Origin of the sequence: Shewanella sp. SG41-4 (genome assembly GCF_014164505.1) — a bacterium.
Taxonomy (GTDB): Bacteria; Pseudomonadota; Gammaproteobacteria; order Enterobacterales; family Shewanellaceae; genus Shewanella.
On sequence record NZ_JACJFI010000106.1, the window covers coordinates 1 to 12869 of the forward strand.

The following is a 12869-nucleotide window of genomic DNA, read 5'->3' on the forward strand; positions in this document are numbered from 1 at the left end:
AGGATACAATCGGCTATGTTCAAAAAGGTAAATATTAAAAAATTACCCTTGGTTTTGTTCAATAAACTCAGACACAATGCGATTAAATATCTCAGGCTTTTGTGCATGTAACCAATGGCCTGTACCGTTCAATGTTTTTGCACTGGCATGTGGAAATTGACGCATGATTTCATCACGATGCTCAGCAGTGACATAATTTGACTCACCGCCACGGATAAATAGTGCTGGTTTATCAAAATGATCGTTATCGGTTAAAGGCAAATTCCAACCTATAATACGGTCGTAAGATTCGATTAGCCCAGTTAAATTCATTTTCCACTCAAAGCCGCTGTCTGTGCGTTGTAGATTCTTGAGTAAGAATTGAGATGTCGGCTCATCAATACCGGCGTTGATTAAGTGTGCTATGGCCGACTTTCGAGTGGTATCGCTGTTTAATACCAAACTGGTTAAGCCTGCGAACACGGTCTGATGTCTTGGGCTATATGCGACCGGCGCGATATCTGCGATCACCAAGCTTTTGACTCGTTCTGGGTGTAAAAGTGCCATTGCCATCGCAATTTTACCTCCCATTGAATGACCGACTACATGGGCTTGTTTGATGTGTAAATCATCGAGTACATCAATCATGGCATCAGCAAGTTGGGGGTAATCCATGTTGTCCCAATGCTCGCTTAAGCCATGATTAGGCACATCAACCCGTATAACTTTATATCGCTGCTCAAGCACACTGCCGAGGTTTTTTAGATTATCAAGATTACCAAACAGTCCATGAATAAGCAGGACAGCTTCACCTTGACCAGAAGATACATAATGCATAACGCAACAAACTCATTGGAACAATTAATGCGGAAGATTTTGCTGCAATGCGTCAGTCAAATCAAGTTTTGCAGACTCTCGCCGCCATAGTTGCTGCTATTTTAAACTGCTTTTAATAAAAACTTGGTAATATCGTCCATTTAATGATTTTGCCACTTTATTAGTAGGTTAAGCATGGCTTACACTGAAGCAATATTTTTTTGATCGCATTAATGCTAATTCGATCTGCGATCCCGACTTACCTGATGCCAATTTAATCTTGGCTACAGTAATGACAAAGACTGATAGAAAAAGGATGACTCTGATGAAATACATTGAAATTGACGAAGAACTTTATCGCTTTATTGCGAGTAAAACTGAACGCATCGGCGAAAGCGCTTCCGATATTTTGCGTCGTTAATTGAAGCTGTCAGTCGAGAAGGTCGGTGTAAGCTAGTCCACAGACATGAGTCATCCAAGTATAGAATCGCAATCGCAAGTGAATCGTCATCCGGTTTGTGATCAAGCCAAGGCGGCTGTATAAAAAGTCATCGATGATCAAAATAGCGCCAGTAAGCATTATCCTGTAGATGAAGACATTGCAACGTCAACCAGTATTGATTTTGATGCCATGGTTAGCCAGCACTTATTAAGCCAACAGAAAGGTGCCGTTGGGCGTTTTATGTATTTATTATCCAGTCTTGAATCCACTGCTGGCAGTGATTTTGACAAAGTGCTTAATGTGCAAGGCAAAGGACGTTTGTATTTTGCCCGTTCTAAACAGGCTTTATTAAATTCAAGTAAATCTTCTAATCCAAAAGAAATCGCCTCAAGTGGATTTTGGGTCACCACCAATAACAATACCGCTAAAAAGCAAACCATCTTAACCGAGGTATTGGAACATTTAGGTTGTGACAGTGAAAGAGCGAAGAGCATCGCCGAACACATTTAACCTTTGAGTTTTGTCGAAGATTCCATTTTTCATTTACTAACTAGGAGACCACTCGTGGCCATTCATCAACGCGCAGGACAGCAAGCTTTACAAACGGATTTAGTGAATATTCCTAAATTGATGAGTCATTATTACCGCATTATTCCTAATGTGGAAGACGTGCAGCAAAAAGTGACATTTGGTACATCGGGTCATCGAGGCTGTGCGTTTTTATCCAGTTTCAATCAAAACCACATTTGGGCAATAGCCCAAGCAGTAGTCGATTATCGTCAATCAGCTAATATTACTGGGCCAATGATTGTGGGTTTTGACACCCATGCTTTGTCTTATGCAGCATTTATGTCTGTGGTCGAAGTATTAACGGCTAACCAAGTTAAAATGTTAATTCAAAAAAATGATGGCTTTACCCCAACACCAGTGGTGTCTCAAGCGATTGTTCGTGCAAATTCGTCAGCACCTACAGCGTTAATCGATGGGTTAATTATTACTCCTTCGCACAATCCTCCGCAAGATGGTGGCATTAAGTACAATCCACCTCATGGCGGTCCTGCTGAAGGTGAAATTACTAAAATCATCGAAACAAAAGCCAATGAATATTTAGCCAATCAGCTTTCAGGGGTTAAAAAAGTTAATTACGGTGTCGCGGTTAAGTCGGGTTGGATTGATGAAGTCGATTTTATTGCACCTTATGTTGAATCTCTTGCTGAAGTCATTGATATGGAGGCGATTAAAAAAGCCAACATCCGTATAGGTGTTGATCCTTTAGGTGGGTCGGGTATTTACTACTGGGAGCAAATTGCCGCTCACTATGGTGTAGATATTACCTTAGTCAATGATAAAGTTGATCCCACATTTGGCTTTATGCCATTAGATAAAGACGGCAAAATCCGGATGGATTGCTCGTCTCCTTATGCCATGGCAGGTTTGTTAGCGTACAGCGAAGATTATGATTTGTGCGTTGGTAATGACCCGGATTATGACCGTCACGGTATTGTTTGCCCAGGCTTTGGGCTGATGAACCCTAATCATTATTTGGCGGTAGCGATAGACTATTTAATGACTCATCGTCCGCAATGGTCTGAGTCACTAGCTGTGGGTAAAACCTTAGTATCGAGTGCAATGATTGATCGTGTGTGTAACGCCTTAGGTCGACAATGCTTAGAAGTGCCTGTGGGCTTTAAATGGTTTGTTGCTGGTTTAGCAAATAGCACCATTGCTTTTGGTGGCGAAGAAAGTGCTGGTGCAGCGTTTTTAAAACGTGACGGCAGTACCTGGTGTACTGATAAAGACGGCTTTATTTTAGCATTACTAGCGGCTGAGATTTTAGCCGTAACAGGCAAAACACCTGCACAACGCTATAAAGAGTTAACCGATCAATTTGGCGAAAGTTTTTACACTCGTATCGATAGCCCTATTAGTCTTAAGAAAAAAGCTAAGTTTGAACAGTTAAATCGTGACAGTTTTACCGACACAGAATTAGCGGGTGAGGCGATTACAGCAATATTAAGTCATGCACCAGGTAATAATGCAGCGATAGGTGGTATTAAAGTGACCACTGAGAATGGCTGGTTTGCTGCGCGTCCATCGGGTACTGAAGCCTTATTTAAAATCTATGCTGAAAGCTTTATTAGTCAGCAACATTTGGATGAGATTATTGCTCAAGCGCAGACAATGATTGATGGAGCTCTAAAAGGCTAATGAGCTTTTGCTCTATCTAAAAGCACTGATCTTTCAGTGCTTTTTTGTTGGTTATTTTTTACTAACGACTCTGTGATAAGTTAATTTTTATTGAAATCACTTTTTACAACAAAAGCACTCTGTAATATTGTTGTTCAAAATCTCTTTATTATTGTTTCAAGGAAGAATTGAATGAAAAAATACCTTTCACTTATCACGCTATCTCTTTTTATTACGGCGGGTTGCTAAACCCAGCATGAGATTGCTACATTGCCTGAAGCTACTTTTAATCATGATATCGTTATTATTAATTCTGCTCAGTTAGATCAATATTGGTCACCGCAAGCGTTAAAACCTGTGATGTTAAATAAAAGACCTGATTGGCTACCTAAAGGTGCTGGTAAAGGTGAATATTATCAAACGATTGCTTCTAATGGTAATGAAGTCAGCAAAACGTTAATTAGCTCTACACCAGAAGGTTGGATGACGCAGGCATTGTTGAATAAAATGCCTAAACAGCAGTTTAAGCCTACCGCACAAAATGACAAGCGGCTTCCGGTTAAAGTGAAATTAGAATTTGAAGTGAAGCGGATGAATTAAACATATGTTGTCGTGTTGAATCATTAAAAAAGGTGCAGAAAAATATATTCCGCACCTTTTTTATATAAGCAGTAAGGTTTACTTAAGATCAAACCTGTCTGCATTCATTACTTTAGACCATGCTTTAACGAAATCGGTAACAAACTTCTCTTTAGCGTCGTCTTGCGCATAAATCTCTGCATACGAACGTAAAATAGAGTTTGAACCAAAGACTAAATCGACTCGGGTTGCAGTCCATTTCACTTTATCGGTGCTGCGGTCCACGATGTGATAAAGGTTTTTACCAGCAGGTTTCCAGTTATACGACATATCAGTTAAGTTGACAAAAAAGTCATTTGATAATACACCAACTTTGTCGGTAAATACCCCATGTTTGCTGTTGTCGTAGTTGGCACCTAGTACTCGCATACCACCCACCAATACCGTCATTTCATGCGCGGTTAGTCCCATTAATTGAGTACGGTCGAGCATCATTTCTTCTGGCTGAACAACATAGTCTTTCTTTTGCCAGTTTCTAAAAGCATCGTGTAGCGGCTCTAATACGTCAAAAGATTCAACATCTGTTTGTGCTAGGGTTGAGTCACCGCGACCAGCGGTAAAAGGCACCTTAACGTGGACACCAGCCGCATGAGCCCCTTTTTCTACTGCAGCAGTGCCACCGAGTACAATTAAGTCTGCAATACTGACAGATTTAGTTAAGCCTGCTTGAATAGTCGCTAACGCAGCTAATACTTTTTGCAATCTTACTGGCTCGTTACCTTGCCAATCTTTCTGTGGTGCTAGACGAATACGTGCTCCGTTTGCACCACCACGATAATCTGATCCTCGGAAGGTTCTGGCACTGTCCCATGCCGTAGCCACAAGCTCAGCAACACTTAATCCACTGGTGAGAATCTTAGCCTTTATATCAGTAACTTCTTGTTCGGTTAAGTTGTAATCAACTTGTGGAATAGGGTCTTGCCAAATTAATTCTTCAGCAGGAACATCAGTTCCAAGATAACGACTTTTAGGGCCTAAATCACGATGGGTTAATTTAAACCAAGCGCGGGCAAACACCTCTGAGAAGTAAGCTGGATCTTGATAAAAGTGATCTGATATCTTTCGATACTCAGGATCCATTTTCATCGCCATATCAGCATCAGTCATAATAGGGCTTAGGCGAATCGATGGGTCTTCAACATCAACAGGCTTGTGTTCTTCTTTGATATTGATAGGCTGCCATTGCCAAGCACCGGCAGGACTCTTTTTAAGTTCCCAATCGTAATTAAGCAATAACTCAAAGTAACCATTGTCCCACTGTGTTGGATGGGTTGTCCAAGCGCCTTCAATACCACTTGTTACAGTATCGCGGCCAATACCGCGGCTTGTTTTGTTTAACCAACCCAAACCTTGGTCTTCAAGCTCTGCACCTTCTGGAGCGGCTTCGAGGTTTTCTGCACTACCATTACCGTGACATTTACCGACAGTGTGTCCACCAGCAGTAAGGGCGACAGTTTCTTCGTCATTCATTGCCATGCGTTCAAAGGTGACACGAATGTCTTGTGCAGTTTTTAACGGATCCGGTTGACCATCTACACCTTCAGGGTTGACATAAATTAACCCCATCATCACAGCAGCTAATGGATTTTCAAGGTCGCGTTGTCCAGAGTATCGACTATTTTCAGCGTCGCTTGCTGCCAGCCATTGTTTTTCTGAACCCCAGTAAATATCTTTTTCTGGATGCCAAATATCAGCACGGCCACCAGCAAAACCAAAGGTTTTTAAGCCCATTGATTCATAAGCAATAGTACCTGCGAGTATGATTAAATCTGCCCAAGATAACTTATTGCCATATTTCTTTTTAATTGGCCACAGTAATCTACGTGCTTTGTCTAAATTGGCGTTATCTGGCCAGCTGTTGAGGGGCGCAAAGCGTTGATTACCGGTTCCAGCACCGCCGCGTCCATCTGCCATACGATAAGTTCCAGCAGAGTGCCAAGCCATACGGATCATCAGACCGCCATAATGGCCCCAGTCGGCTGGCCACCAATCTTTACTATCAGTCATTAACGCGCGAAGATCTTGTTTTACCGCAGACAGGTCGAGGCTTTTAAAAGCTTCGCGATAATCGAAATTTGGATCCATTGGATTGGTTTTATTGTCATGCTGGTGAAGAATATCGAGATTAAGAGCATTAGGCCACCATTCCATTACGTCGCTTGCGACTGTGGTATTGCCACCGTGAGCTACTGGGCACTTGCCTTGGGTATGTTGTGCTTTGTCCATGATAGGTTCCTTTATCACTAAAAATAGCATAAATTTTATGCATCACTGGATTGAGTTAACAGGCTAACTGACTGTGACTATGAATGAAAGCGACTTTTATTGGTCCAGCTAATCGGTTTTATTGATGAGTAAGATTAGTCACTTTAGCATTAAGGTTCGTTCAATAATCGAACAGTTGTTGATAGAGATTAGGCCAAAAGTTTAGTATTAGACATGATCCAAGTCATTAAAAGCTATTTTGATTGGCTACGGCGCTTACTGATTGTTGTTCTTGGATATAATTGGCAAAAGATGAAATGGGTATTGGTTTACTGTAGTAGTAACCTTGGGCAAGATCACAACCAAGTGATGCCAATAATGTTGCCGTTGCACTTCGTTCTACACCTTCTGCTACAACGTTACATTTCAAGTGCTTTGACAGAAATATTACCGATTTAACTATCGCCAAGTCAGCATCGCTATGATGAATACTGTTGATAAATGAGCCGTCAATTTTAATTTGGGTAACAGGAAGGTCTCGCAATAGTTCTAGTGAAGAAAACCCCGTGCCAAAATCATCAATACTGAATGTACCACCTGCGGCAGTAATCTGTGCCATGGCATCTTTAGCTTGCTCTACGTTAGTCATCATTGCGCTTTCGGTTATCTCAAACATTATCTTCTGCGATGAATGATTACCCTTAACAAGAGAAATACTTTTATTGACCAAATTGGGGTCTTGCAAATCTTTAGCTGATAAATTTAGGTGGATACAGAGAGATAGTCCTAAGGATTCAAAATGTTCAACATCCTTTGCAACTTGTTGGATAACCCAGTCGGTTATTTGGTTTATTAGAGTGGTTTGTTCCGCGATATGAATAAACACACTTGGCGGGGTGTAACTGCCATCTGGCCGAGGCCAGCGAATAAGCGCTTCAACACCATAAAGACGGTTGTTGCGTAAATTAATGATAGGTTGATACCAGAGTTCAAATTCTTGTTGTTCAATGGCACGTTTTAATGAAGCACTGATATTCATTTTTTCGGCAGCATTGTTTTCAAGAGTCAGGTCATAAATAGTGTATAAGGTGGCTAACTTCTTACTTGAGTACATTGCAATATCTGCTTGTTGTAATAGCAGACCTATTTCATTTGCAAGAATAGGAAAGTGGCTTAAGCCAATGCTTGCACCAACAAGTAAATCGTAGTTTTCAATACAAAATGCTGATTCAAGTGCTAAATGGATTGTGTTAATGGTGTGTTGAAGGGGTTCTAATTCTACTTGGGTGACAATGACGGCAAACTCGTCTCCGCCTAGTCTAAATAACGGTGCATCATCGGGTAAATGTTCAGAGATGTTTTTACCGACTTCGATAAGCAATAAATCACCATAGTAATGGCCTAATGCATCATTGACTTGCTTAAATCTGTTCAAATCAATCAGCAGTAGACTAAATGGCAGCCCAGCATTGACATGCTGGCTTAATGAATCCATTAAGTATTTTCTGTTAGGTAGGCCTGTTAAGCTATCGTGCAGCGCATTACTACGTTCATTAATGACCAATTTTTCGACTTTTACTAAACTCAATAAACTCAGTCGAGTTACCAAAACGACAAATCCTCCTCCACAGAACATAATGATGCAAAAAATGATATCAGATACTGCTAAATTTGATTGTTTACTCAGATAATAAAAAACGCCTAAATAGCCCAACACGAAAAAGAAGATCAACCCTCTCAATACTCGCCAGCCAGTATTATTGTCCTTAATACAAATTTTATTTACTGCTCTTAAACTAAAGACCAGCATGCCGAGTCCTAAAATAAGCATAGATAAAGCCAATATCTGCAACAATCGCTATTTCCTGTGGTTAGTAAGGGTGAACATTAAAAACGGACGAGCAGTCATTAATGATGGTATTAATTTAAATGTTAACGTGTGTGGTTAAGTCCGTATGGGTAGCCTAGAGTCATTAACGGTAGCGCATTCAAATTTGATTACATTACATTAACTTTGAGTGAAGAAAATGCCAATGAAAAAAATGGCTAACCTCAGATAGGTTAGCCATTTAACAATAGTGTATTAACAAACTTTTTGCATGATGAAAGTAAAAAATGAAATCAATTGTTTAACCACTGATAAGTTATCATTTGTCACCTAATGCCTAATACCCAATCCCAGCGTAACTAACCAAGGCATGGCATCTTAGTTATCGTAAAAAGTTACCCTATATTCATTAGCCGCGGTAACCAAATAATTTTTGTTCCATGATGGCTTTACTGACCGCTTCGGGGACGGCGCCAACCCATTCTCCTTGACCGCGACAAATTTGCTGTAAAATCTCTCGAGAAAAAATATTAAACAAATCAAGATTGCTTGATTCAATACTGGTGATAAAGCCGTTATCGAGCACGTGGCGGAATAAATACCGCAAATTATTAGGCACGCTGACAGTGTTTAAGTCATTTAGCTCACCTTTTTCATCCCGTTCTGGGTAGACGAATAAACGCGTATTATCAGGAAATAACTTACCAAAAGCTTCGAGAATTCCGCCTTCCATCCCACGATAATATTCTTCATCAAAAATTTGTTTAATGTTAACAATACCCACCACAATGCCGATTTGTAATTTGGTGTACTGACGGAAATAAGCACGTAATGAGAAATAGCGGGTGTAATCAGAAATCATCACGTTATAGCCTAATAAATTAAGCAATTTAACCCGTTCCATAATGTCCTTTTCGGTCATATTGGCATCTTTACCGTGTAAGTCATTCAGTGATATTTCTGCGATTAATACGGTATTTTTATCAGTTACCCCTTCTAATGTAGAAAAGGCTTTGTAGCCTTGCTGGATCATATCAACATTAAGGTTGGTAACAGGTTTAAATGAACCTCGAATGGTTAACACGTTCTTTTTGTACAGCATATCGGCAGGTACCGCGACACTGCCATCGGCTTTGAACATAATCGCGCGAGTTTTCCAGCTGCGAATAAGATGAATATTCTTTGCTTGATTGTCGACATCTTCAAAGTAGGGCCCCTGAAAGTCAATACAGTCAATTTCAATCCGATTGGCTTTCATGTTATCGGTTAACGAATCGATAATCATTTTTGGATCTTCAAAATAATAGTAGCTGGCGTAAATAAGGTTTACACCTAAAATACCTAGCGCTTGCTGCTGAGCTTCAGCGGTATCGTCAAACATGCGCACATGGACAATAATATTAGAAGGCTCTGCACCAGGGTACATTTGAATCCGCACACCACACCACGCATGGCATTCATTTTTACGATTAAAACTTTTAGCCGATACGGTTGTTGCGTAACTGAAATAACGTGATGATTTTGAACGAACGCCGCCGACACGATCGACAACAAGGTCAAACTCCTGCTCCATCATTGCTAATACGCGGGCTTTACTGACATAGCGTCCATCTTCTTGCACGCCGTAAATCGCGTCAGAAAACTTCATATCGTAGGCTGACATGGTTTTAGCTATTGTTCCCGCAGCGGCGCCAGCCACAAAAAAGTTACGTGCGACTTCTTGTCCGGCACCAATTTCGACAATGGTGCCGTACTTTTTTTCGTCTAGATTTAAACGAAGGGCTTTTTCTTTGGTGCCACGCGAACTGACTTGCTTATCCATATTATCTCCACACGATAAAATATTCATATCTTAAGGTTACGGCTAACAATGTTATAGCAAGTTGAAATATGCGCTAGTGCTGAAAGGATATTTGTGGCGATTTAATGATTATTTAAGCTTAATTGTTACTTTCTAGATGCTTATCATTCTACTTTTGAACAGCTCGAGGTTGCAGGTGGCCATAATAGTCATTTTTAGATTGAATAAAAGAAGGCTGCCGCATTTTAGAATAATGTGGCTGCTACGAGGATGTTATTCCGAATTAAGGTTATCTAGGGACGTCCATCATGGTTTGTAAAAACACTGCCGAAAAAGGTGCTTTTTGGTGTTTTTTAATCTGTGGACTTAACCCATTTTCGAATAAAACAAATAAATAATCATGACCATTACTGACATTAACTCGTCCCGCTAAGTTTGCTATGCCCAGCATACTGCCAGTTTTAGCAAACACGTGGTTTTTCAATGGAGATTTATTGAAATAGCGTTTATAGCGCAAAGTACCACTTACACCAGATTGTGGTAACAACTCGAGTAAAAAGCGGTATTCAGGTTGTTGGTATAGGGTAGTAAGTACACTTAATACGTGTTCAGGCGCGAGTAAATTATAACGCGACAAACCAGAGCCATCAGCGATGTTTGCATTTGATAAATCGATGCCAATTGAATACAGAATGGTTTTCAATGCTTGGCCACTCCGGGCAAAGTCACTTGGTGCTTGATAATAAACCTCACCCAATTTTTTTAATAAACTGTCGGCAATTAAATTATCTGATTTGAGCAACATGGTTTCAAGTAACTGAGGCAAGGCTGCAGATTGGTGGCTGGCGATAACTTGTCTTTGATCCATAAACAGCGCTTCAGTGTTCATTATACCTGCTGTAATGGGTTGCTGATGCACAATGCCTAAAGAAGCCAATTGTTTGGCTACGATCTGTTTCGCGTACAATTGTGGTTCGGTAATAGCTATCGCTAAAGGTAACGATTTAGCCCCGACATGACAGCCACTCAGATGATAGCGATTATTATCGAAACGACTTAACGTTAATTGACACTGTGGTACTGATTCCGTGAGGTATGCAGGAAGCACAACCGCATCAGTTAATGTCTGAACAGCGGGTTTAGCGACAGGTCGGTTGACAATTGGGGTGACAAAATAAGCATCATTGCTGATTTCAATGGGCCGATTTCCCATCATGGTGATGTTGGCCACTTTATTGTAGCCCGTTGTTGCTAATCGACCATAGACACAATTTTTATCAATGATGAAAGGCGATATTGGCGCCGCGTAGCAGATCCCTAAATCATCCCATACCCAACCAGGGGCCTGCAGTTGGCTATCTTGCTCGCTGGTTAATACAATATTCCCCGTAAGTTCAGTAATACCTAACTGACTTAAAGAGGCAAGTAACTGTCGTAAATCTTGGTATTTCAAGGTCGGATCGCCACTAAATTCTATGTAAATGTCGCCAGAATATATGCCATTTTCAATCAGACTGTTATCCAGAGGTTGCTGGGCTAATGTGGTTAAGCGAGTTTGGTAAGTAAAGTCTTTACCGAGTTGTTTAGTTGCAGCCAATGCGGTTAATAGTTTTTGAACACTTGCCGGCTGCATTAACGATTGATTGTTGTACTCAAATACTGTTTTTTGAGTCGTCATGTCCCACACTGTGATGCCTAGCTGTGAATGTGCTGGTTTTAGTAGCTGCAGCATATTATCAAGATACAATGCTGTAGGTTGCTGGTTAATATTATCGCTATGGATTGTTTGTTGCTGACTCAATGCTACCTGGCCGGGGACTTCTGCTGCGAGCGATACATTGGGCAGGCTTGAGGTAATAAATGCTCCTAGCAGGCATAAGGCTTGAGTGAACCGCAAAGATGGTTGTTCATGAAAGAAACGAGGCTGGGGGAGACAAAAAAGAATGGAATTCATAAAAGCCTATAACAAAAGTTCAGTAACGATAGGTTATGTTAGCTGATGATAACCTTGGCTGATATGCATTTGATGATTTTTGGTTATATTTCCATATTTATGATTATTTCAATTTGTGTTTATCTCCTTTCTATCCCTCCGTTTGTTGACTAGTTAGCAAGCAATTTTGCTTTTTTATACGAATTATCAACAATAAAAAGCACTAAAACCGCAGCTAAGTAAGAAAAATCTTGCTCATCACCTTGTTAGTCGGTAATTTCTATCAGCTTAACAGAACGCTAAGCTCGCTAATCTTTCAGAATTAGATGCCTCAGAGCTGCAATAGTTCTATTTTGCAGCATATTGTGGCGTGATATAAGTTGATTAGAGCGGATAGACTGACCACGATAGACCATTCAGCAATGATATTGATTATTGTAAAAGTTATCTCGTTAGTACTATCGATATTGCGTTAAAAGAAACATCATCAATTGAGGTTGAAGTCACTTATTCTGAAGTCACTTATTCCCTCAATTTATCTGTAAGCATGGAATGTATTACTTGCTAAACAGTTGAACAGCGTACTCACAATTACAATATATCGCTGTGATGTTTTTTTAATTTGATCCCATTACTGATTATCGTAATGGTCACCCATTTTAAGGAGGATGCCTTGCTGGATAAGCTAGGTGGTATTGCCCTAAATGCAGATGCTGTGTCTTGGTTGCTTAAGCCAAAAGATTTTAAGCAAGCCTTACTAACCAAAATTGCATCGGCAACATCTTCAATTTACATCGCAGCATTATATGTTGAAGATGATGAAGCTGGCCGTGAGGTATTGCAGGCGTTATTAGACGCAAAGAACCAAAACCCACAATTAGATATCAAAGTGTTAGTGGATTACCATCGTGCGCGTCGAGGCTTAATAGGTCAAAAGGGCGACAGTGGTAACTATATTTTATATCGCCAATTAATGGACCAAGCATCGCACCCGTTTGATATTGTCGGTGTACCGGTAAAGTCTCGCGAATTTATGGGT

General features: G+C 40.5%; 7 protein-coding genes and 2 pseudogenes. 4 read left to right on the forward strand and 5 right to left on the reverse strand.

Going from position 1 to position 12869, the window contains the following annotated elements; all coding sequences use genetic code 11:
* Positions 1–42 precede the first annotated feature (42 nt).
* Positions 43–816 carry an alpha/beta fold hydrolase gene (locus tag H5202_RS11445; protein WP_182772189.1) on the reverse strand — a complete coding sequence of 258 codons (774 nt, stop codon included), beginning with the start codon at positions 814–816 and terminating at the stop codon, positions 43–45.
* 304 nt (positions 817–1120) lie between these two features.
* On the opposite strand from H5202_RS11445, the pseudogene seqA reads away from it, so the two are divergent.
* The 3 genes and pseudogenes from seqA to H5202_RS11460 all read left to right on the forward strand — a co-directional run bounded on the left by seqA (position 1121) and on the right by H5202_RS11460 (position 4024).
* Positions 1121–1747: pseudogene (seqA, locus tag H5202_RS11450) on the forward strand (replication initiation negative regulator SeqA).
* 54 nt (positions 1748–1801) lie between these two features.
* Positions 1802–3445: a phosphoglucomutase (alpha-D-glucose-1,6-bisphosphate-dependent) gene (pgm, locus tag H5202_RS11455; RefSeq protein WP_182772190.1), complete on the forward strand. Its 1644-nt coding sequence runs from the start codon at positions 1802–1804 to the stop codon at positions 3443–3445.
* A 249-nt stretch (positions 3446–3694) separates the two neighbouring features.
* Entirely contained in the window at positions 3695–4024 is a 330-nt protein-coding gene (locus tag H5202_RS11460; protein ID WP_182772191.1) for a hypothetical protein, read from the forward strand.
* Positions 4025–4102: 78 nt separating this feature from the next.
* Here H5202_RS11460 and katG read toward each other — a convergent pair whose 3' ends face one another.
* The 4 genes from katG to dacB form a co-directional block, all read right to left on the reverse strand.
* Positions 4103–6289, reverse strand: coding sequence for a catalase/peroxidase HPI (katG, locus tag H5202_RS11465; protein ID WP_182772192.1), 2187 nt, complete (start codon positions 6287–6289; stop codon positions 4103–4105).
* A gap of 226 nt (positions 6290–6515) precedes the next feature.
* Complete coding sequence (locus H5202_RS11470) at positions 6516–7877, reverse strand: putative bifunctional diguanylate cyclase/phosphodiesterase (RefSeq protein ID WP_259397288.1); 1362 nt, start codon at positions 7875–7877, stop codon at positions 6516–6518.
* Between the two features lie 628 nt (positions 7878–8505).
* Positions 8506–9918, reverse strand: coding sequence for a TonB-dependent receptor (locus H5202_RS11475; RefSeq protein WP_182772194.1), 1413 nt, complete (start codon positions 9916–9918; stop codon positions 8506–8508).
* 268 nt (positions 9919–10186) lie between these two features.
* Positions 10187–11851 carry a D-alanyl-D-alanine carboxypeptidase/D-alanyl-D-alanine endopeptidase gene (dacB, locus tag H5202_RS11480; protein ID WP_182772195.1) on the reverse strand — a complete coding sequence of 555 codons (1665 nt, stop codon included), beginning with the start codon at positions 11849–11851 and terminating at the stop codon, positions 10187–10189.
* A gap of 652 nt (positions 11852–12503) precedes the next feature.
* Here dacB and pssA point away from each other — a divergent pair.
* Positions 12504–12869 (forward strand): annotated as a pseudogene (pssA, locus tag H5202_RS11485) (CDP-diacylglycerol--serine O-phosphatidyltransferase); the annotation flags it as partial.